General features: G+C 63.9%; 15 protein-coding genes. 6 read left to right on the plus strand and 9 right to left on the minus strand.

Annotation, left to right across the window (positions count from 1 at the left end):
- Nucleotides 1–23 precede the first annotated feature (23 nt).
- Both E5X88_RS14875 and E5X88_RS14880 read right to left on the minus strand, forming a co-directional pair.
- A complete protein-coding gene (locus tag E5X88_RS14875) occupies nt 24–614 on the minus strand; it encodes a hypothetical protein (protein WP_292162438.1) in 591 nt (196 codons plus the stop codon).
- A 43-nt stretch (nt 615–657) separates the two neighbouring features.
- Nucleotides 658–1,275, minus strand: coding sequence for a TetR/AcrR family transcriptional regulator (locus E5X88_RS14880; protein ID WP_292162439.1), 618 nt, complete (start codon nt 1,273–1,275; stop codon nt 658–660).
- 74 nt (nt 1,276–1,349) lie between these two features.
- Here E5X88_RS14880 and E5X88_RS14885 point away from each other — a divergent pair, with 74 nt between their 5' ends.
- Nucleotides 1,350–2,633, plus strand: coding sequence for an MFS transporter (locus E5X88_RS14885; protein WP_292162440.1), 1,284 nt, complete (start codon nt 1,350–1,352; stop codon nt 2,631–2,633).
- 158 nt (nt 2,634–2,791) lie between these two features.
- The gene (locus tag E5X88_RS14890; RefSeq protein WP_292162443.1) at nt 2,792–4,366 is read left to right on the plus strand and encodes an alkaline phosphatase; all 1,575 of its coding nucleotides are present in this window, start codon (nt 2,792–2,794) and stop codon (nt 4,364–4,366) included.
- 88 nt (nt 4,367–4,454) lie between these two features.
- Here the strand turns inward: E5X88_RS14890 and E5X88_RS14895 are convergent, their stop codons facing one another.
- Nucleotides 4,455–4,736: a hypothetical protein gene (locus tag E5X88_RS14895; RefSeq protein ID WP_292162445.1), complete on the minus strand. Its 282-nt coding sequence runs from the start codon at nt 4,734–4,736 to the stop codon at nt 4,455–4,457.
- Between the two features lie 200 nt (nt 4,737–4,936).
- On the opposite strand from E5X88_RS14895, the gene typA reads away from it, so the two are divergent.
- A complete protein-coding gene (gene typA / locus E5X88_RS14900; RefSeq protein WP_292162446.1) occupies nt 4,937–6,766 on the plus strand; it encodes a translational GTPase TypA in 1,830 nt (609 codons plus the stop codon).
- Nucleotides 6,767–6,824: 58 nt separating this feature from the next.
- On the opposite strand, the gene E5X88_RS14905 is transcribed toward typA, so the two are convergent.
- Nucleotides 6,825–7,451 (minus strand): DUF1062 domain-containing protein, encoded by a 627-nt coding sequence (locus tag E5X88_RS14905; protein ID WP_292162448.1) that lies wholly within the window; start codon nt 7,449–7,451, stop codon nt 6,825–6,827.
- A 394-nt stretch (nt 7,452–7,845) separates the two neighbouring features.
- Between E5X88_RS14905 and E5X88_RS14910 the strand changes: the two genes are divergently transcribed.
- Nucleotides 7,846–8,460: a LysE family translocator gene (locus E5X88_RS14910; RefSeq protein ID WP_292162449.1), complete on the plus strand. Its 615-nt coding sequence runs from the start codon at nt 7,846–7,848 to the stop codon at nt 8,458–8,460.
- A gap of 4 nt (nt 8,461–8,464) precedes the next feature.
- On the opposite strand, the gene E5X88_RS14915 is transcribed toward E5X88_RS14910, so the two are convergent.
- Together E5X88_RS14915 and E5X88_RS14920 are read right to left on the minus strand one after the other, a co-directional pair.
- Entirely contained in the window at nt 8,465–8,788 is a 324-nt protein-coding gene (locus E5X88_RS14915) for a hypothetical protein (protein WP_292162553.1), read from the minus strand.
- Nucleotides 8,789–8,916: 128 nt separating this feature from the next.
- A complete protein-coding gene (locus E5X88_RS14920) occupies nt 8,917–9,480 on the minus strand; it encodes a peroxidase-related enzyme (RefSeq protein ID WP_292162451.1) in 564 nt (187 codons plus the stop codon).
- A 133-nt stretch (nt 9,481–9,613) separates the two neighbouring features.
- On the opposite strand from E5X88_RS14920, the gene E5X88_RS14925 reads away from it, so the two are divergent.
- On the plus strand, nt 9,614–14,422 hold the full coding sequence (locus tag E5X88_RS14925; protein ID WP_292162453.1) for an NAD-glutamate dehydrogenase: 4,809 nt from the start codon (nt 9,614–9,616) through the stop codon (nt 14,420–14,422).
- Between the two features lie 210 nt (nt 14,423–14,632).
- Nucleotides 14,633–16,012 (plus strand): MFS transporter, encoded by a 1,380-nt coding sequence (locus E5X88_RS14930; protein WP_292162455.1) that lies wholly within the window; start codon nt 14,633–14,635, stop codon nt 16,010–16,012.
- A 40-nt stretch (nt 16,013–16,052) separates the two neighbouring features.
- Here E5X88_RS14930 and purH read toward each other — a convergent pair whose 3' ends face one another.
- From purH to E5X88_RS14945, 3 genes are all read right to left on the minus strand, one after another.
- Nucleotides 16,053–17,669, minus strand: a complete 1,617-nt coding sequence (gene purH / locus E5X88_RS14935) for a bifunctional phosphoribosylaminoimidazolecarboxamide formyltransferase/IMP cyclohydrolase (protein WP_292162457.1) — start codon at nt 17,667–17,669, stop codon at nt 16,053–16,055.
- Nucleotides 17,670–17,754: 85 nt separating this feature from the next.
- Nucleotides 17,755–19,479 carry a heparinase II/III family protein gene (locus E5X88_RS14940; protein WP_292162459.1) on the minus strand — a complete coding sequence of 575 codons (1,725 nt, stop codon included), beginning with the start codon at nt 19,477–19,479 and terminating at the stop codon, nt 17,755–17,757.
- A gap of 215 nt (nt 19,480–19,694) precedes the next feature.
- Nucleotides 19,695–21,029, minus strand: a complete 1,335-nt coding sequence (locus E5X88_RS14945; RefSeq protein ID WP_292162460.1) for an RsmB/NOP family class I SAM-dependent RNA methyltransferase — start codon at nt 21,027–21,029, stop codon at nt 19,695–19,697.
- Between the last annotated feature and the right edge of the window lie 29 nt (nt 21,030–21,058).

A 21,058-nucleotide genomic window follows, 5' to 3' on the forward strand; every position in this document is an offset into this window, starting at 1 on the left:
ACCCGCGGGGGAGACCGTTGCCGCTAATTGTCGACGCGGCCGAAGTCCGGCGCCTTGCCGATGACGACGCGCATGTCCTTGCCGCAGGCAAAGGTCCGCGCCTTCTCGTCGGCGAGCTTGCGTGCCCGGTCGTTGGCACTGGGGTCGCCTGTGGCCAGCACCAGGCCGACGGTGCAGCCCTCATGGGTTTCCGGCTGGGCGACCTTGGCGACGATCAGCACTTCGGTCGGTTTATTCTCGTCTTCGGGATTGCTAATCGAGCGACGGTGGATGACCGCGAAAGGAACGGCGCGATCACCGTTCGTCTCGATGCGCCACTCGATCCTGGGGCCGGCCGAATTGAAGCCGATAAAGCTTTCCCAGACTGCGGTCATGTCGCTGGACGGAAATCCGTAGAACAGCGATTCCCGGGCATCGTCGTAAGCGATCAGCACCGGGTAGCCGCGGTAGCCCGAGCAGGCGAGACTGGCCCAGTCGCCGTCGCCTTCCTCTGCCTGCGCGTAGGTCACGCAGTCCTTCTTCCAGTCGAGATCGGTGTAGGCGCTGGAAACGTCGCCGGCCTGGGCAGCCTGGCTGAGGCCGGCGAGGGCTAGCGGGATCAAAAGGGTACGCATGCGGGCATCTCCGTTTTCGGGCTGCCCAGCGTATCGTCTAACGCTATTTCTTCAAGCTCGCCCCGATCAGCAGATCGGCATTCCTGGCCACCGATTGCGCGGGCCCGCCGAGCCCGAACAACTGGCCGCTGATATAGGCGCCCTCGATCAGGAGCAGCAGCCCGTCGCCCAGCGTGTCGGCGTCGGCGGCGCCCATCGCGGCCGCCATGGCGCGCAGGCGGCGGCGCAATTCCTGTTTGTTGGCCTCGCTCACGATGCGTGCCGGGTGGCTCCGCTCGGGATATTCGACGGCCGCATTGGTCATGCCGCAGCCACGATAATCGGCTTTTTGCGTGCGCTTGCCGACGCGGGTCAGGAAAGCGGCGATCTGCGCGCGCGGATCGCCGGGATGGGCAGCCACCGCCTCATCGAAGCGGTCCCAGAACTCGAGGTCGTATTGCCGGAGATAGGAGGCGGCCAGCTCGTCCTTGGACGGAAAGCTGCGGTAGAGGCTGGGCTTGGTGACGCCGGCACGCTTGACGATTTCGTCGACGCCGATAGCCCTGATGCCTTGCCGGTAGAACAGGTCACGCGCCACGCTCAGAATCTTCTGAGCGGCCCGGGGTGGTGGCGCCACATCATCCGCGTTGATCGTCGGTTCAATGCTTTTCATTCTCGACATGGCGTTGTCCGGTTGACAATGTTACCGATCGGTACGTATACATTTGACCCATCAGCAACGTACCGGTCAGTAACATGATAGTCCACTCCCGTCCGTTTGGCCAGCGCTACGCTTTCGTCGTGGTCGCCGTCATTTTCCTCTGTCTGCTGATCGCGGCGGGCCTCCGGTCGGCGCCGGCGGTCATGATGCTGCCGCTGGAGGAGAGCTTCGGCTGGCGGCGCGACGTCGTCTCGCTCGCCGCTGCCATAGGCATCTTCCTCTACGGTCTGACCGGACCGTTTGCCGCGGCCTTGATGGAACGGGTCGGGCTGCGCCGCACGCTGCTGGCGGCGCTGGTGCTGATGTCGGGTTCGACGGCGCTCAGCCTGTTGATGACCCAGCCATGGCACCTGCTTCTCACCTGGGGCGTATTTTCCGGCGTCGGTTCCGGCGCGGTCGCCACGGTGCTTGGCGCCACCATCGTCAACCGCTGGTTCAAGACCAATCGCGGCCTGGTGATGGGGCTGATGTCGGCCTCCGCAGCTACCGGCCTGCTGGTGTTCCTGCCGCTGCTCGCCGCGCTCGCCCAGTCGGGCGGCTGGAAGCCGGTGGCCATCACTATTGCGGTCGCCACCGCCTGCCTGGTGCCACTGGTCTATCTGCTGGTGCCGGAGCGTCCTGCCTCGATCGGCATGGTGCGCTACGGCGCCGAAGCCGACGACGTGCCGCCGGTTCCGCCGGCCTCGCAGGGCAATTTCCTGATGCACACGCTCAACACGCTGCGCCGTGCCGCCGGCACACGCGTGTTCTGGTATCTGTTCGCCACCTTCTTCATCTGCGGCTTCACCACCAATGGACTGGTCGGCACGCACCTGATCGCGTTTTGCGGCGATATGGGCATCGGCGAGGTGCAAGCCGCCGGCCTGTTGTCGCTGATGGGTATCTTCGACCTGATCGGCACGACGCTGTCGGGCTGGCTCACCGACCGCTTCGACCCGCGCAAGCTGCTCGGCGTCTATTATGCGATCCGCGGCCTGTCGCTGATCTATCTGCCTTACTCCGGCTTCTCGTCGACCAGCCTGATTATCTTCGCCGTGCTCTACGGATTGGACTGGATCGCCACCGTGCCGCCGACGCTCAGGCTGTCGAACGAGGCGTTCGGCGACCGCAGCGGGCCGATCGTCTTCGGCTGGATCGTCGCCGGTCATCAGGTGGGCGCTGCGACCGCCGCCCTGTTCGGCGGCACCATGCGCGAATTGCAGGGCAATTATGAACTTGCCTTCCTCATCGCCGGCATGACGGCAATAGCCGCAGCCTGCATCTCGCTGTTGATCAACACCAGCCAGCCGGCCTTCGAGCCGGAACCGCAGGCGGCTTAAGCTGCTACGGTTGAGCGCTAATCTCCCCCCTCAAGGGCCCTCAAGGGGGAGATTCGTCAGCCTGTTGATCGTCAGAAAACCTTCATCGTTTCGAGATGTGCCTGAAACATTGAGGCTGGACCTTGGTGGCGACGTTCAATGCCATCCAGGAGACAGCCATGAACACAATCTCGATGACGCGGCGCGCTTTCGTCATGTCGGCGAGCGCCGTTGGCCTCGTCGGCGCCTCGGGCCTCGCGCTTCCCTATTATTCCCGCGCCAATCAGCGGCCGGCTTTCACCCATGGCGTCCAGTCCGGCGACGTCGACGCCACCAGCGGCATGGTCTGGACGCGCACCGATCGTCCGTCGCGCGTCATGTTCGAAGTGTCATCGACGGAGAATTTCGCCAACGCCGTTCGTCTTGCGCCGCTCGATACGTCGCCGGCCAGCGATTACACGGTGAAGCGGCTGCTCACCGACCTCGCCTCCGATCAGGACATCTTCTACCGCATGATCGCGGCCGATCTCGCCGACATCAACGCTGTCTCCGAGCCGATCATCGGCCGCTTCCGCACGGCGCCAGCCTCGAAGCGCGACATCCGGTTCGCCTGGTCGGGCGACACCGCCGGCCAGGGCTGGGGCATCGACGAGACCGGCATGAAGACCTACGCCACGATCGGCAAGCATACGCCCGACTTCTTCCTGCATTCCGGCGACACCATCTATGCCGACGGCGCGATGAAGGACGAGGTCGATCTTCCCGGCGGCGGCAAGTGGAAGAACGCCGTCCTCATCGATGAAAAGCGCAAGGTTGCCGAGACGCTGGACGAGTACCGGGGTCAGTGGAAATACAACATGATGGACAGGAACGTGCTGGGGCTCAACGCCATCTGCCCGACCTTCTACCAGTGGGACGACCACGAGGTGGTGAACAACTGGTCGGATTCGAAGGACCTGAGCGCCGACGACCGCTATTCGGAAAAGTCCATCCATATGCTGGCGGCACGCGCGGCGCGCGCCTTCCACGAAATGACGACGATCCGCTACGAGCCATCGCAACCCGGCCGTGTCTATCGCAAGATCGCCTACGGGCCGCTGCTCGACGTGTTCTTCCTCGACATGCGTTCCTATCGCGGCCCCAATGGTCCGGGTATGCAGGATACGGTGACGCCGCAATCGCGCATTCTCGGCGAACAGCAGACGAGGTGGCTGAAGCGTGAACTGGCAAACTCCAACGCGACCTGGAAAATCATTGCAGCCGACATGCCGCTGGGTCTCATCGTCTGGAACGACGCCACCGGGAAGTCCGGGGCCGAGGCCGTCAGCAATGGCGATAATGGCCCGGCCAAGGGCCGCGAACTGGAAATTGCCGACCTCCTTCGCTATATAAAGAATGCTGGCATCAGCAACACCGTATGGCTGACCGCCGACGTGCACTACACGGCGGCGCACTACTACAATCCGGACAAGGCGCAGTTCCAGGATTTCAATCCGTTCTGGGAATTCGTCTCAGGTCCGCTCCACGCGGGGACATTCGGTCCCAACGATTTCGATATGACCTTCGGCCCGGAGCTGAAATTCATCAAGGCGCCGACCGCCGAGCAAGGACAAAACGTACCGCCCTCGGCCGGCCTGCAGTTCTTTGGCCTCGTCGATATCGACGGCGCCACCGAACAGATGACGGTGCGGCTGATGGATCGCGACGACAACGAACTCTACAAGGTCACGCTCGATCCGGTGCAGTCGGCGTAAAAGGCCTCGTTTCGTCATCCCTGGGCGGAGCGAAGCGACGTCGCGAAGACGCTGGGATGACGATCGCCGTCGGCGATCGTCAGTATCGTCAATCTGGATAGCAGACGGTTGGAATGTTGGGCCAGACCGCGCTGTCGCAGCCGGCGTTTTCCTGCCTCCGTTTGAAGGCGGCGCTGACCGGCCCGGTCACCACCGGGTCGACGCCATCGGGAGCATCGGCAAAAAGCTGCTCCGCCGAACGCGTATCGGACGGCAGGGCAGGGCGTGCCTCGTTGAGGGTCGCAGCCGATTGCGCGGCGCCTGCCGCAAGGAGAACCGCAAGGGCGGCCCATGCGAGGATTGGCCGGTATCTGATGCCCGTGTTGGTCATGAAATTTGAACTGCCCCGACCCTGAAAGGTTCCGCATTGGTTAATAATTTCATTTCATACCAAGACGCTTAAGATTTGGTGACCATGTATTTGGTGACACGCCTCCTCTTTCGCAATTGCGAAAAACCCTGTATGAGCCGCGCAACCGAAAGAGGCAGCGCCTTTTGGCCTGCTGCCTGCAACGCTCCCGAGACCACAACATGAAACTCCGCAATATCGCGATCATCGCGCACGTCGACCATGGAAAAACCACCCTCGTCGACCAGCTGCTGAAGCAGTCCGGCTCGTTCCGCGACAACCAGCGCGTCGCCGAACGCGCCATGGATTCGAACGACCTGGAAAAGGAACGCGGCATCACCATCCTGGCCAAGGCGACCTCGGTCGACTGGAAGGATACCCGCATCAATATCGTCGACACCCCCGGCCACGCCGATTTCGGCGGTGAAGTTGAGCGCATCCTGTCGATGGTGGATTCGGCCATCGTGCTTGTCGACGCCGCCGAAGGGCCGATGCCGCAGACCAAGTTCGTCGTCGGCAAGGCGCTCAAGGTCGGCCTGAAGCCGATCGTCGTCATCAACAAGATCGACCGGCCGGACGCCCGCCATGTCGAGGTGGTCAACGAGGTGTTCGACCTGTTTGCAGCACTCGACGCGACCGACGAGCAGCTCGACTTCCCGATCCTTTACGGTTCGGGCCGCGACGGCTGGGTCTCGGAGAACCCCGAAGGTCCGAAGGACCAGGGCCTGGCGCCGCTGTTTGATCTGGTCATCAAGCATGTGCCGGCGCCGACGGTTCATCCCGGCCCGTTCCGGATGATCGGCACCATCCTGGAGGCCAATCCATTCCTCGGCCGCATCATCACCGGCCGCATCGAATCCGGCACGCTGAAATCCAACCAGGCGGTCAAGGTGCTGCACCATGACGGCACCCAGGTCGAAACCGGCCGCATCTCGAAGATCCTCGCTTTCCGCGGGCTCGAGCGCCAGCCGATCGACGAGGCGCAGGCAGGCGACATCGTCGCTATTGCCGGCCTGTCGAAAGGCACCGTCGCCGACACGTTCTGCGACCTGTCGGTGACCGAACCGCTGCATGCGCAGCCGATCGATCCGCCGACCGTGACGATGTCGTTCCTTGTCAACGATTCACCGCTGGCCGGCACCGAGGGCGACAAGGTGACCAGCCGCGTTATCCGCGACCGCCTGCTGCGCGAGGCCGAAGGCAATGTCGCACTGAAGATCGAGGAATCACCGGACAAGGATTCGTTCTTCGTCTCCGGGCGCGGCGAGTTGCAGCTTGCGGTGCTGATCGAGACGATGCGCCGCGAAGGCTTCGAGATCGCCGTGTCGCGACCGCGCGTCGTCATGCAGCAGGGCGACAATGGCGAATTGCTGGAGCCGGTCGAGGAAGTCGTTATCGACGTCGACGAGGAGCATGCCGGCGTCGTCGTGCAGAAGATGTCGGAGCGCAAGGCCGAGATGGTCGAACTGCGCCCGTCAGGCGGCAACCGCCAGCGCATCGTCTTCCATGCGCCGACGCGCGGCCTGATTGGCTACCAGTCGGAACTGTTGACCGACACGCGCGGCACCGCTGTCATGAACCGGCTGTTCCATGCCTATCAGCCCTACAAGGGCGAGCTGCCGGGCCGCACCAACGGCGTGCTGATCTCCAACGAACAGGGTGAATCGGTGGCCTACGCCATGTGGAACCTGGAAGACCGCGGCCCGATGGTCATCGACCCGGGCGTCAAGGTCTATCAGGGCATGATCATCGGCATCCATTCACGCGACAACGACCTCGAAGTGAACGTGCTGAAGGGCAAGAAGCTGACCAACATCCGCGCCGCCGGCAAGGACGAGGCGGTGAAGCTGACGCCGCCGATCCGCATGACGCTGGAACGCGCGCTGGCCTGGATCCAGGATGACGAGCTGGTCGAGGTGACGCCGAAGACCATCCGGCTGCGCAAGCTCTATCTCGACCCGAACGAGCGCAAGCGTTTCGAGAAGTCGGCGAAAGTGGTCGGCGCGGCGTAAGCCACTTTTTCCTAGCGATCATGAGGGGGAGCACGCGCGTGCTCCCTCCTTTTTTGTTTTATCCGCCGGCAGCCGAGATAATGGCTTCCCGATCGGATTCGCCGGCCAGATCGATGCGGATCACCGTTCCCGTTCGGGCCGGCTTGCGCAAGGCTTTGGCCCCATACGGACCGACGACCAGCAATCGTTTCTCTTCCCAAGCCTGAAGCCGCGATCGCGAGATGCCGAGTTCGTTGGCGAGCAGCCGGTCGAGCCGCAGCGCTGTCGGCAATTCGAGCCCGAGCTGGAGTTCGAGAGCGGTGGTGTTTTCCGGCATGTCGCCTAGCACCTCCTTATGGACGGCGGCTTCAGGAAACTCCTCGACGCGCCTGATCCTGCTTCGCAGTGCGACAACATCGAAGGCATGGCGACGCGCCAGGACAGGATCGTTGCGTTCGAGCGCCCGCAGCAGCACAGGCTCGATGTCGCGGCGGTTGCACCGCTCCAGAATGCCGAAATTCCAGGAATTGTCGCAATCGATGCAGCGGTAGATCAGCCACGCATCGATGCGTTTGCCGTTGGCGTTGACGCGGAATTTTCCGCTGCTGTGGTAAGCTCTCAGGCTGCCGCAGCGATTGCAGTTGATCAGAGGTCGAGGCGCGATTCTGGGCGCAATCGTCCAGCGGATACGCAGTATCGAAGACATGCCGAAAAGCCCTTCCCGTCGGGAAGTTCGTCAGATCGGCGATGTCGAGATGCCCATGCGGGCACGGCGTGGCGAGAGGCTGCGGCAGTCGGAAATCAGGTGTCGCGGGTGAGTGCGCGCGACAGCGGTTCAGCAATGCCAAACCGGTCTCGAACCGCCACCCTGAGGAACACGTGAAATGAAACAGACGTCGCGAATGCGGCGCCATGCATTGTGTCGGGGGAGTTGACGAGACCGGCGGTTACGTAGGCAAAGTGAAGCTCGAAATTGTGTCGGGAGCGAAATTACTAGCCGCGAGGTGCCGGGCCGGCAAGCCCTTCTATTGTCGACGCTATCGCTGCGGGGACAGCTGGGCTAGTATCAGCGATCAACGTCCCAAGCAAAGATCCCGGTCATGCATTTCACGTCGCTTCTGATCTTCGCCGCCGCGCTTTTTGTCGCCGCCGGCTCGCCCGGCCCCTCGATTGCCGCTCTGGTGGCGCGGGTCATCGCAAAGGGCTTTCGCGACGTGTTCCCGTTCCTGCTCGCCATGTGGATCGGCGAAGGCATCTGGCTGTCACTGGCGGTGTTCGGGCTGGCGATGGTGGCGCAGACCTTTCATCTTGCCTTCGTCGTGCTGAAATGGGTTGGCGTCGCCTATCTCGCCTATCTCGCCTGGAAGATGTGGACGGCGCCGGTCGAAGCGCGCGAGGGCGAAATGCCGCGCGAAGAATCGGCCGTCAAACTGTTCTTTGCCGGCATGGCTGTGACGCTCGGCAATCCCAAGATCATGATGTTCTACCTGGCGCTGCTGCCGACCATCATCGACCTCGCTTCGGTGACGGTCATCGGCTGGGTCGAACTGACGCTGACCATGGCGGTGGTTCTGGTCGCCATCGATCTGGCCTGGGTGCTCGCGGCAGCGCAGGCGCGAAAACTGCTCAGGAGCAAGCGGGCGATGAAGATCGCCAACCGCGTCAGCGCCACCACCATGGCCGGTGCCGCGGCGGCGATCGCAGCGAGGTCCTGAGCAATCACATCATCTCGATGATCGGCGCGATCTCGACGCTGAAACCCGGGTCCGTCAGGATAGGACAATCCTTGGCCTTGCCGACGGCATCGTCGATGTCTTTCGCTTCGATGATTGTGTAACCGGCAGTCGGATTGCTGCCGCCATTGTTCTCGACTTTGCCGCCGGGCAGCACGGTCTTCGACATGCCGACCGGATTGCCACCGTCGACCACGGCCGAGCCGAGCTTGCCGTACCAGCCGTTCCAGGCATCCATCGCTGCTTTCCGTTCGGCCTCATCGGTCGGCATCTTGCCCGAGCCGTGATAGACGTAGAGAAACTTCGCCATGTTCTCCTCCCTGATCAGCGGCGTCGAACCGGCATGCGGGTTACGCCGCAGGGCGATCATCGGACCAAACCGGCAAACGCGCAACGAGAATTCGTAATTTCTAATATATCGTTCGGTTGGCTCGCACCTCACCTTGCCATGGCGTGATATTCATCGTTCGGCCGCATGTCGACCGCCGCCGCCACCCGGTTCGACATGTTGAAGAAGGCGGCAGTCGAGGCGATGTCCCAGATGTCGCGGTCGGAAAAGCCGGCCTCACGCAACGCTGCCCGGTCGGCCTCGACGATCTTTGCCGGCTCTTCGGTCAGCTTCACCGCGAATTCGAGCATCGCCGTCTGCCTGGGGGAAAGGTCGGCGGCGCGGAAATTCATCACCATCATCTCGCCGAAGGCCGAATCGCCGGAAAGCTGGCGCACCGCCGCGCCATGCGCGGTCAGGCAATAATAGCAATGGTTGACGGAGGAGACGGCCACCGCGATCATCTCGCGCTCCAGCTTCGACAGACCGGATTGGCCCAGCATCAGATCGTTGTACATGTCGGTGAAGGCGCGCAGCTTGTTCTCGTCGAAGGCGTAGGCCAAGAGCACATTGGGAACGAGGCCGAGCTTCTCCTCACATTTGGCGAAATAGGCCTTTGTCGCTTCGCGCAGCTCCGCGGGTGCGAGATCGAGTGCGGTGATTTTTCCGGCCATAGGCTGTTTTTCCTCGTTGGTTGGTGATTTTCTGCCGAATTCCGACATTTCGTTGCAAGCCGTCAAACCTTTGTCGCCAAATACCGGTCATCTGCTACGATAGTCGTAAAAGCATGACGGGAGGGATTAGTTCATGGCCGGCCTGAAATCAGCAAGCCAGTTGAAAAGGATGACTGCCGCCAAGGGCAGCGAAAAGCCCGGCAGGCTTGCCGATTACCTGCTGGCCCGAGCGCCGGCCGAAGATGTCGCCGCCTACGAGGTCGCCGACCTCGAACGCGCCGCCGATCTCGCCGGACGCGCCGTCGCCAGACACAAGAAGGGCGATTGCGTCGTCGCCATAGACGTCGATTCCGGTGTCGTCCGCCAAGGCAGGCCGATGACCGTGATCACCGTCGTCAACGACAACATGCCGTTCCTGTTCGATTCCATCCTCGGCGAGATCACCGAGAGCGCCGGCGAGCCGCTGCTGGTCACCCATCCGGTCATCGTCGTCAGGCACGGTAAAAGCGGCGTCGATGAAATCCTCGGTGATGGCGGCTTTGCCAAAGGCGATCACAGCCATGAACGGCTGAGCGTCATCCACGTTCATATCGGCCGCCTTTCGGCCGAGCAGGCCGAGGCCTTGGGCGGGCGGCTGAAGAAAATATTGGGTCAGGTGCGCGCTGCCGTCACCGACTGGAAGCCGATGTTGGCCCGCCTCGACCAGGCGATCTCGGAGTTCCGCTACGCTCCGGTGCCGCTCGACAAGGCCCACGTCACCGAGGCGATCGCCTTCCTCGAATGGCTGCGCGACGACAATTTCACCTTCCTCGGCATGCGCGAGTTCAAATACACTGGCGGCGAGAAGAGCGGCACGCTGGAGCGCACCGAAAAACCCGGCCTCGGCATCCTCGCCGATCCCGATGTGCTGGTGCTGCGGCGCGGCACCGAAGCCGTGACGACGACGCCGGAGATTCGAGCCTTCCTGTACGGGCCGGAACCGCTGATCGTCACCAAGGCCAACGCCAAGTCGGCGGTGCACCGCCGCATCTACCTCGACTACATCGGCGTCAAGACCTACACAGCCAAGGGTGCGCTTGCGGGTGAGCTGCGCATCGTCGGCCTGTTCACCTCGACCGCCTATACGCGCTCGGTGATGAAGATCCCTTATCTCAGGTCGAAGGCCGAAACCATCATCGCCAAGTCCGGTTTCAACCCTGAAGATCACTCCGGCAAGGCGCTGATCAACGTATTGGAGAGCTATCCGCGCGACGAGCTGTTCCAGGTTCCGGTGCCAATCCTGCGTAAGCACGCCGAAGCCATTCTGGGGCTTGTCGAACGGCCGCGCGTGAGGGCGTTGGTGCGTGCCGATCAGTTCGACCGCTTCGTCTCGATCCTCGTCTTCGTCCCGCGCGACCGTTACGACAGCGTGGTGCGCGAGAAGATCGGCGCCTATTTGAAGACCGTGTTCGAAGGCCGGCTGTCGGCCTACTACCCGGCCTTCCCGGAAGGCGGGCTGGCTCGTGTCCACTTCATCATCGGCCGTTCCGGCGGCAGGACGCCGAAGATCGACCAGGCGACGATCGAGGCAGCGATCCGCGCCATCGTGCGGACCTGGGACGATGCGCTGCGCGAGACCGCGGCCGAGACCGGCGCCGATGCAGCGCTCACGGCGATCGCCGCGCGCTTCTCGGAGAGCTATCGCGACAGCTTCTCGCCGGCGGTTGCGCTGGCCGATGCCGGGCGTATCGCCAAGATCGATGCAGCCAATCCGATCGCCATCGACTACTACCGTCATGCCGACCAGGAACCGTATCAGGCGGCGCTGAAGATCTATCACCATGGCAGCCCGGTGGCGCTGTCGCGGCGGGTGCCGGTGCTGGAGAACATAGGTTTCCGCGTTATCAGCGAGCGCACCTTCGAGGTCGGGGACGAGGCCTCCGGCATGATCAATAGTGATCAGCCGGGCATGGTCTTCATCCACGACATGGAGCTCGAAAACAGCTACGGCAAGCCGATCGACCTTGGCAATGGCGGCGCGCTGTTCGAGGACGCGTTCCTTTCCGTCTGGCGCGGCGACATCGACAATGACGGCTATAACTGCCTTGCCCAGACCGCCGGCCTGTGGTCGGACGAGGTTACCATCCTGCGCGCCTATGGCCGCTATCTGCAGCAGGCCGGCATCCCGCAGAGCCAGGATTTCATTGCCGCCGCGCTCAACCGCTATCCGGAGATCGCGCGCGGCCTGCATGCGCTGTTCGTTGCCCGCCTCGGACCGACGGCCGAAACGGAGGGCGTGGTCGCGGCCAAGCATCTCAAGGCCAAGATCAGGGACGCCTTGGAAGAGGTTCCCAATATTGACGACGACACCATCATCCGCCGCTACCTCAACCTGATCGAAGCCACGCTACGCACCAATCATTTCGTTGCCGATATGAAGCAGAAGGGCCAGTCGCTGGCGATCAAGCTCGATTCGCAGGCGGTCGACGGCCTGCCGGCGCCGCGGCCGTGGCGGGAGATATTCGTCTACGGCTCCGAGGTCGAGGGCGTGCATCTGCGCTTCGGCCCGGTCGCCCGCGGCGGCCTGCGCTGGACGGACCGCGCCCAGGATTACCGCACTGAGGTGCTCGGCCTCGTCAAGGCGCAGCAGGTCAAGAATGCGGTGATCGTGCCGGTTGGCGCCAAGGGCGGTTTCTATCCGAAGAAGCTGCCGACGGGTGCCAGCCGCGATGCCATCTTCGAAGCCGGCACGTCCGCCTACAAGAACTATGTCTCCAGCCTGTTGTCGATCACCGACAATATCGGTCTGGACGGCGTCATCCCGCCGGCCGGCGTGATCAGGCGCGATCACGACGATCCCTATTTCGTCGTCGCCGCCGACAAGGGTACAGCGACCTTCTCCGACACCGCCAATGCCATCAGCGAGAAGCATGGCTTCTGGCTCGACGACGCCTTCGCCAGCGGCGGCTCGGCCGGCTACGACCACAAGAAGATGGGCATCACCGCCAAGGGCGCCTGGGAAGCGGTCAAGCGGCATTTCCGCGAGATGAACCGCGACATCCAGACCACGCCCTTCACCGTCGTCGGCGTCGGCGACATGTCGGGCGACGTGTTCGGCAACGGCATGTTGTTGTCCGAGCAGACCCGGCTGATCGCCGCCTTCGACCATCGCGACATCTTCATCGATCCAGATCCCGACATGGCGGCTTCGATGGCCGAGCGCCGGCGCATGTTCGCCCTGCCGCGTTCGAGCTGGCAGGACTACGACAAGACGAAGCTGTCCGAAGGCGGCGTCATCGTCTCGCGCAGCCAGAAGTCGATCACGCTGCCGCCGGCCGCGGCCGCGGCGATCGGCCTTGGCAAGACGACCGCCTCGCCGGTCGAGATCATGAATGCCATCCTCAAGGCGCCGGTCGATCTTTTGTGGTTCGGCGGCATCGGCACGTATCTGAGGGCATCGACAGAAACCAACCAGGATGTCGGCGATCGCGCCAACGATGCTATTCGGGTGACCGCGCTCGACGTGCGTGCCAAGGTCATCGGCGAGGGCGCCAATCTCGGCGTGACGCAGCGGGCGCGCATCGAGTTCGGGCTGAATGGCGGGCGCTGCAATTCCGACGCCATCGACAATTCGGGCGGCGTCAACTGCTCCGACGTCGAGGTCAACATCAAGATCGCGCTGGCTTCCGCCATGCGCAAGGGGGCGCTGACCCGCCCAGTGCGCAACAAGCTTCTTGCCGAAATGACCGACGAGGTGAGCGCGCTGGTGCTGTCCAACAATTACGAGCAGACGCTGGCGCTGTCCCTTGCCCGCAAGCGCGGCCTCGCCGACATCGCCCATCAGAGCCGCTTCATGACGGCGCTCGAAGCGCGCGGGCTGCTCGACCGCGCGGTGGAGACGCTGCCGTCGCCGGCAGCCCTTGCCGAGCGCGAGGCGCGTGGCGAGCCGTTGACCAGGGCCGAGCTCGGCGTGCTGCTCGCCTATGCCAAGATCGTGCTGTTTTCCGACATCGTCGCCAGCGACGTGCCGGACGATCCGCATTTCGACCGTGACCTGATGGGCTATTTTCCAGACCGTATGGCGAAGAAATACGCGGCCGAGATCCATGGCCATCGTCTGCGCCGCGAAATCATCGCCCGTGTCCTCGCCAACGATCTGGTCAATCGTGGCGGCCCGACCTTCGTCGACCGGCTGCAAGAAGCGACCGGCCGCAGTGTCGCCGACGTGGTTCGAACCTTTGCCCTGGTGCGGGACGGCTTCGGGCTGCCGGCACTCTATCGCGAGGTCGATGCGCTCGACAACCAGATCGACGGGCAGGTGCAGCTCGACCTTTATCAGTCCGTTAGTCGGCTTATATATGTGTGCAGCGGCTGGTATCTCAAGAACGATACCAGCACCGCACCGCTCGGCCAACGGATCGCCGAACTGCAGGACGCGCGCAAGGCACTGGAGCCGAAGCTCGTTTCGCTGCTGCCAGCCTTCTCGCGTGAACGGATCGAGGAGCGGCGGCATGGCCTGTTCAAGGGCGGCGCGCCCGAAAGACTGGCTGAACAGCTGGCGCTGACCGACGTGGCCGGCCTTGTCCCGGATATCGCGCTGACAGCCCGAACGGCGAATGCCGACATCGTCGCGGCCGCGAAGGCGTTTTTCGCGGTCAGCGATGCCTTTCGCATCCCGCGCGTCGAGGACGCTGCGCGCTCGATCATGCCGTCCGACTATTACGATCAGTTGGCCCTTTCCCGCGCCACCGACACGATCGGCGCTGCCAGGCGCGGTATCGCGGTGGCGGCGCTGACCGGCCATGCCAAGGTGACGGACCCGGTGGCGGCATGGCTGGACGCCGGCGGCGACCGGGTCGGGCGTATCCGCGAGCAGCTGCAGGCGCTGACCGAGGGCGGCGACATCACCGTGTCGCGGCTGGCGGTGGCATCGGGGCTGATGAGCGACCTGACGGCGTTGTGAGACGCCGTCCACATCGCGCGGGATTGCCGGCAAGAACTGCGCTATAGAGCGAAGCAGGCCCCCATTTCGGGGCACCGCCAAGCATGATCCCGAACCGAAGTTCCGCGATAGCGGAAATGGGAACCGGTTTTCGGACAAGATCATGTTCAACAAAAAGATGGAGCCTGATTCCGATTCTATCGGAATGGATCAGGCGCCAATGGAGGGGTCATGGCCGAGGTAGCAGTGCAGCGAGCGCCCGAACGCGGCATCTGGGGGTGGATGCTGTTCGACTGGGCAGCGCAGCCGTTCTTCACGGTCATCACCACCTTCATCTTCGGTCCCTATTTCGTCTCTCGCATGGCAAGCGATCCGGAGACGGGCCAGGCGGCATGGGGTTACGGCATCGCCGCGGCGGGGCTGGCCATCGCCGTGCTGTCGCCGATCCTCGGTTCGATCGCCGACCAGACCGGCCCGCGAAAACCGTGGATCGCGTTCTTCGCCGCAATCAAGATCGCCAGTCTTTGCCTGCTGTGGTTCGCTGCTCCCGGTTCGAACCTTTTCCTGGTCGTGCTGTTCTTCTCGCTGGCCTCGGTCGCGGCGGAATTCTCGACCGTCTTCAACGATTCGATGATGCCGCGCCTGGTGCCCAAGAGCGAAATCGGCCGAATCTCGAACATCGCCTGGGGCCTTGGCTATCTCGGCGGCATGATCGCGCTGATCTTCGTCGTCGCCTTCATGGCCAGTTCGCCGGAGACCGGCAAGACGATCGTCGGCCTAGACCCGGTCCTCGGGCTCGACCCGAAACTCGGAGAGGATGCGCGGGCGACCGGGCCCCTGTCGGCGGCCTGGTATTTCCTGTTCATCCTGCCAATGTTCTTTTTCACACCGGATGCCGTGAAGGGCATTCCCCTTGGCCCGGCGGTGCGCGAGGGGCTGGCGGAACTGAAATCGACATTGGCCGAAGTGCGCCAGCGCAGCGGCATCTTCCGCTTTCTTATCGCTCGCATGATCTATCAAGACGGTGTCATCGCACTGCTTACGCTGGGCGGGGCCTTTGCGGCGGCGATGTTCCACTGGTCGATCACCGAGATCGGCCTGTTCGGCATCATCCTGAACGTCGTTGCCATCGTCGGCTGCCTGGTTGCCGCACGCCTCGACGCGGCGCTTGGCTCCAAGACCATCGTGATGATTTCGCTTGTCATGCTCAGCATCGCCACGATCGGCATCGTCTCGACCGGTCCAGGCTATACGCTGTTCGGTGCCTGGATGATGCCCGGGGCCGATAGCGGCGGGTTGTTCGGCACGCCGGCGGAAAAAGCCTACATTTTCTTTGGTCTGCTGATCGGGCTTGCCTTCGGGCCGGTGCAGGCATCGTCGCGCTCCTACATGGCGCGCAGCGTCACTGCTGCCGAAGCGGGCCGCTATTTCGGCATCTATGCGCTGGCCGGGCGGGCAACCAGTTTTGCTGCACCATTCACGGTGGCCACGATCACCTTGGCCAGCGGCTCGTCGCGGCTGGGCATGGCAGCAATCGTGCTGTTCCTCGGCGTCGGTCTGGCGATCCTGATCCGCACGCCGTATCCGGCCGACAACCGGTCGGCGGAGTAGCTGCTCTTTCCTTCCCCCTTGTGGGGAGAGGAAGGGGTGCTCAATGCCGGAAGTGCCGCACGCCCGTAAACACCATGGCGATGCCGTGCTCGTCGGCGGCGGCGATGACGTCGTCGTCGCGCATCGAGCCGCCCGGCTGGATGACGGCGGTGGCGCCGGCTTCAATGGCTGACAGCAGTCCGTCGGCGAACGGGAAAAAGGCATCCGAGGCAACGACGGACCCCTTGGTCAGCGGCTCGGCCAGGCCGGCAGCCTCGGCCGCGTCGAGCGCCTTGCGCGCAGCGATGCGCGAGGAATCGACCCGGCTCATCTGGCCGGCGCCGATGCCGACGGTGGCGCCATCCCTGACATAGACGATGGCGTTCGACTTGACGTGCTTTGCAACGCGGAAGGCGAATTTGAGATCGGCCATTTCGGCTGGCGTCGGCGCGCGCCTGGTCACCACTTTGAGGTCGAGGTCGTCGACCACCGCATTGTCGCGGCCCTGGACGAGCAACCCGCCGGAAACGGATTTCACGGTGGTGCCGGCTGCGCGCGGATCGGGCAGGCCGCCGGTGACAAGCAAGCGTAGATTCTTCTTGGCGGCGACGATGCGGATCGCTTCTTCCGAGGCGTCCGGCGCGATGATGACCTCGGTGAAGGTTTTGACGATCTCTTCGGCGGCCTCGGCATCGAGGATACGGTTCATCGCGACAATGCCGCCGAAGGCCGAGACCGGGTCGCAGGCCAGCGCCTTGGCATAGGCCGCCTTCAGCGAAGCGCCTTCGGCGACGCCGCACGGGTTGGCGTGCTTGATGATGGCGACAGCGGCGGAACGGGCCGGGTCGAACTCGCCGACCAGCTCGAAGGCGGCGTCGGTGTCGTTGATGTTGTTGTAGGAAAGCTGCTTGCCCTGAAGCTGGCGTGCCGTCGCGACGCCCGGGCGCTTGTCGCCGTCGACGTAGAAGCCGGCGCTCTGGTGCGGGTTCTCGCCGTAGCGCATCACCTGGTCCAGCCTGCCGCCGAAGGCGCGCCAGGTGGGATGCTCGATCTCCAGCGCTTCGGCGAACCAGCCGGAGATCGCCGCATCATAGGTGGCGGTGCGGGCGAAGGCCTTGGCCGCCAGCTTCTTGCGGAAATCCAGCGAGAGCGAGCCGAAATTCATCTCCAGCGCGTTGAGCACCGAGGCATAGTCCTCGGGGTCGGTGACGATCGCGACGTAGGCGTGGTTCTTGGCCGAGGCGCGGATCATCGCCGGGCCGCCTATGTCGATGTTCTCGACGATTGAGGCGTAAGCGGCACCGGAGCGGCGGACATCCTCGAAAGGGTAGAGATTGGAGACGACGAGATCGATCGGCTCGATGCCATGATCGCGCATCGCCGCGGCGTGTTCGGGATCGTCGCGCACGCCAAGCAGCGCGCCATGCACGGATGGATGCAGCGTCTTGACGCGGCCGTCCATGATCTCCGGGAAGCCAGTGAGGTCGGAGACGTCGCGCACGGCCATGCCTGCCTCGGCGATCGCCTTTGCCGTGCCGCCGGTGGAGACCAATTCGACGCCGCCCGCAGCCAGCGCCCTGGCGAAATCGATGAGGCCGGTCTTGTCGAAAACGGAGAGCAGCGCGCGACGGATGGGAACGAGGTCGGGCGCGGGAATGTTCTTGGCGGCGACGGCCATAGGCTGGCGGCCTTTCAGTTTGGAGATTGTCCGCGCGCCGTAGCACATGACGCCTGGAAATCAAGCTGCAAGGCCAGCCGCAGTCTCAGCTTTTTTCCGGATGACCGGCGATCGCCGTTCGCGTCAGTTGCCAATGGACTTCGGAAATCTCCGATGCCTTGAAGGCCAGCACGATCTGACGGCTGCGGCGCGGGCCGCCAAGACCGGCGAAGTAGATGGATTCCTCGACCTCGGGCACCACCTCGGCGCAAGTGAACACCCAGGTGTCGGCCTGGTCGGCGGTCAGCAGCAGGCGATCGTGCTCGTCCTGAAGCAGGCCTATGTCGGGATGGATGTGGAAGCGCACCGTGACGAAATCGCGGCCGTTGTTGCGGATCGCCGCGTCGCTGGGCCGCTGAAAGCGGTCCCTGCCGGCGAGCACGTTGCCGTTCGCCGATAATTTCAGCTCGCGCTCATGCAGCAAGCCGAAGCGCGCGACATAGCCGTCGTGACGGGCCAGAAAACCCTGGCTGCCCTGCTGGTCGGTGCGCTTGCATGGCACATGCTGCGGACCGCCGATCAACGGCGTGCCGAGCAGATCGTTGACGCGCAGCGAATGGCTGAAGCGCGCCGACGAGGTGTCGTTGATGGTGGCGGTCGAGTGGGCGGCCGTGGCGCGGGCAAGCGGCCGGAATTCGGCGGCGCCATAGGTGTCGACGCCAGCGTTGACGATATAGTGCTGGCGGCCGGAGGACAGTTCGAAGGCCAGGCATCCGGCGTGCGCCGCGTTGGAAACATCGACGGGCGGCGGTGGGCCGGTATCGGCGATCACGGTGACGCCGCCCATGGAGAGGCGCTCATAGCCCGAATGCGGCGCGTGCAGCAACGGCGCGCCGGCGGTGTCGTCGTGGCGCAGAATGGTGGCGATGCGGTCATGGATGGTCGCGCCCATGCCGTTGAAGCGGGCGAGACTGCCGTCCTGGTGGCGAAAGAAGCGCAGCGCCGGCAGCATACGGTCGATGGCGCCCATCAGCGCCGCTGGCGGCGTTTCGGCTTGATTGGCATAGGTCTGGCGCAGCGGCAGAAGGTCGGCCAGGATTTCGAGAACGGTGATCGGATTGCGGGAAATATGGCCGCCATCCGGCAGAATCTGACGGTCGAGCTCCTCGGCTAGGTTGCGGGTCGCACCGCGCAGCGCCGATGCCGGCGCCGGCAGCGACAAGGCGGCGAAGGCGAGCGCGATGCGGGCGCGCAGCCTGTCCTTGCCGTTCGGCATCTCGCGTGCCATCGTCCTGAGATAGCGGATCTGCATGGCAAGCGATTTCAGGAAAGCCCGGTAGAAGGGAAATTCAGCGCCCTGCAGCACCACCGAGGAATGTTGCAGCCAGGCAATGACGCGCTTGGCCGTCGTGCCGGGCTCCCAAGCGACGCCGGAAATGTGGTTGCCATGCATGGCGATCCAGTCGGAGACCAGCGCGCGGGCATTGGCGGCGGCGAGCTCGGTGCCGGCGGCGCGCATATGACGCAGCCAGCGAAAACCGTGCAGGGTCTTCTGCCAGCCGGGATTGGGCACGGCGATCTGGAAGGGCGATTTACCGCCGGTCTCGACCAGATGTCCCGACAGCGGATAGCGGCCATAATAGATTTCGAGCGCGATCTGCGGGTCGGCCAGGCGCAGGTCCGGCGGTGCGATCAAAACACGTTCCGGCGTGCGGCCGGAGTAGCGCCAGCGATAGATCGGCCCGGCACGCAGGCGCCGGCGCGTCTTGCGCCAGAACTCCTTCGCGACAAGCGTCCATAGACGCGTCGTGCTGCCTGCAGCGATCGCCAAAAGCCCTCCTCATCGCCCTCAACCCGAAGACAAGTTTATATGATTCAAGAACTTATGCGAAGGCGAATTCAACGGAAGCCCTGGAGTTCAGCCTGTTTTCCGCAAGATTCTCCCTAAAATAGTCGACAAATTTTCAGCGTGGGACTTAAAGCCCGCGGCGTCGCAAGGGTCGCCCGGCTCAAGACCGGGGGGCATGCTTTTGGGCGACACAGGCATTAGCCGGCCCTTCGCATGCGGGCGGCGAAGAAGCCGTCCAGGCCGGACCGTTCCGGTGCGCCGAGGTCCAGGTCGGCGGGGGTGGTGCGCAGAGTGCCTTGCGGTGTCAGGAACGGATCGATGCCGGCGATCTCCCCCGGGCGGAGCGGATCGTCGACGATATCAGCCGTCCCGGCAAGGAAGGCGCGGTGAAGCGCCTCGCCTTCGAGCGGGTCGAGCGAACAGTTGGAAAAGACGATGCGCCCGCCGGGCCTGACCAGCGTGACGGCGCGGGCGAGCAGCCTCCGTTGCAGATCGGCGAGCTTTTCGACGTCGTCCGCCGTCTTCGTCCAGGGCACGTCGGGATGCCGCCGCACCGTGCCGGTCGAGGAGCAGGGTGCATCGAGGAGAACGGCGTCGAACAGTTCCTTTGGCTCGTATTTGAGCAGATCGGCCTGGACGATCTCCGCGGACAGACCGAGACGTTCGAGATTCTGCGAGAGCCGCGCCAATCGGTTCTTCGAGGTATCGACGGCGGTGACCTCGGCGCCGCCAAGAATCAATTGGGCGGTCTTGCCGCCGGGGGCGGCACAGAGATCAGCGATGCGCAAACCCTTTATGTCGCCGAAGAGCCGGGCCGGAAGGCTGGCGGCGGCATCCTGAACCCACCAGGCGCCCTCCTCGAAGCCGGGCAGTTCGGTGACGGAGGCGCTGAGCTTCTCCACGCGCACGGTACCGGTCGGCAGCACGATGCCGCCCAGCTTTTCCGCCCAGAGCGCGGGGTCGGACTTGACGGTGAAGTCGACCGGCGCCTCGTGCCTGTGGGCGGTGAGAATTTGCCTGGCTTTGTCGGCGCCGTAAGTGGCTTTCAGCCGGTCAGAAAACCATTTCGGCGCTTCGTCGGTGGTGGCGAGTGCTGCAGCCAGTTCGGCCTCTTTGGACCGCGCCAGCGTGCGTAGCACGCCGTTGACGAGGCCGGAAAAACGCAGCGTGCGCGGATCGGACTTGGCGTGGGTCACGGCAAGGTCGACGGCGGCGCTGTCGGGAATGTCGAGGAACAGGATCTGCGCCGCCGCCACGTGCAGAATATGCGAAAGCGCGGTGGCGTTTGGCGGCAGCGGCTTTTCCAGGCGACGGGTCAGCAGCCCGGCAATGGTCATGCGGAAACGCAGCGCAGTGACCAGTATGGCGCGCACCAGCGCCCGGTCGCGCAGGTCGAGTGCCTTGTATTGCGGATGGCCGTTCTCATGGTCGGTCAGCCCGTCCAGCGGCGTCCTCGCGTCGATGACGGCGGCAAGCAGCCTTGCCGCCGCCTTGCGCGCGGCAAGGCCGGCAACGGGCTCGCCGGAGCTCACGGCATTGTTTTCATGATCGCCTGAAATTC

This window comes from Mesorhizobium sp. (assembly GCF_004962245.1).
Classification (GTDB): Bacteria; Pseudomonadota; Alphaproteobacteria; order Rhizobiales; family Rhizobiaceae; genus Mesorhizobium.

What these genes read in the sequence shown, in the direction of transcription:
- E5X88_RS14920 (WP_292162451.1), bottom strand. Translation starts at nt 9,480, where the DNA reads ATGGCCGGAAAAATCACCGCACTCGATCTCGCACCCGCGGAGCTGCGC.
- E5X88_RS14915 (WP_292162553.1), bottom strand. Translation starts at nt 8,788, where the DNA reads ATGGCGAAGTTTCTCTACGTCTATCACGGCTCGGGCAAGATGCCGACC.
- E5X88_RS14905 (WP_292162448.1), bottom strand. Translation starts at nt 7,451, where the DNA reads ATGTCTTCGATACTGCGTATCCGCTGGACGATTGCGCCCAGAATCGCG.
- E5X88_RS14930 (WP_292162455.1), top strand. Translation starts at nt 14,633, where the DNA reads ATGGCCGAGGTAGCAGTGCAGCGAGCGCCCGAACGCGGCATCTGGGGG.
- E5X88_RS14910 (WP_292162449.1), top strand. Translation starts at nt 7,846, where the DNA reads ATGCATTTCACGTCGCTTCTGATCTTCGCCGCCGCGCTTTTTGTCGCC.
- E5X88_RS14885 (WP_292162440.1), top strand. Translation starts at nt 1,350, where the DNA reads ATGATAGTCCACTCCCGTCCGTTTGGCCAGCGCTACGCTTTCGTCGTG.
- E5X88_RS14925 (WP_292162453.1), top strand. Translation starts at nt 9,614, where the DNA reads ATGGCCGGCCTGAAATCAGCAAGCCAGTTGAAAAGGATGACTGCCGCC.
- typA (WP_292162446.1), top strand. Translation starts at nt 4,937, where the DNA reads ATGAAACTCCGCAATATCGCGATCATCGCGCACGTCGACCATGGAAAA.
- E5X88_RS14895 (WP_292162445.1), bottom strand. Translation starts at nt 4,736, where the DNA reads ATGACCAACACGGGCATCAGATACCGGCCAATCCTCGCATGGGCCGCC.
- E5X88_RS14880 (WP_292162439.1), bottom strand. Translation starts at nt 1,275, where the DNA reads ATGTCGAGAATGAAAAGCATTGAACCGACGATCAACGCGGATGATGTG.
- E5X88_RS14875 (WP_292162438.1), bottom strand. Translation starts at nt 614, where the DNA reads ATGCGTACCCTTTTGATCCCGCTAGCCCTCGCCGGCCTCAGCCAGGCT.
- E5X88_RS14890 (WP_292162443.1), top strand. Translation starts at nt 2,792, where the DNA reads ATGAACACAATCTCGATGACGCGGCGCGCTTTCGTCATGTCGGCGAGC.
- purH (WP_292162457.1), bottom strand. Translation starts at nt 17,669, where the DNA reads ATGGCCGTCGCCGCCAAGAACATTCCCGCGCCCGACCTCGTTCCCATC.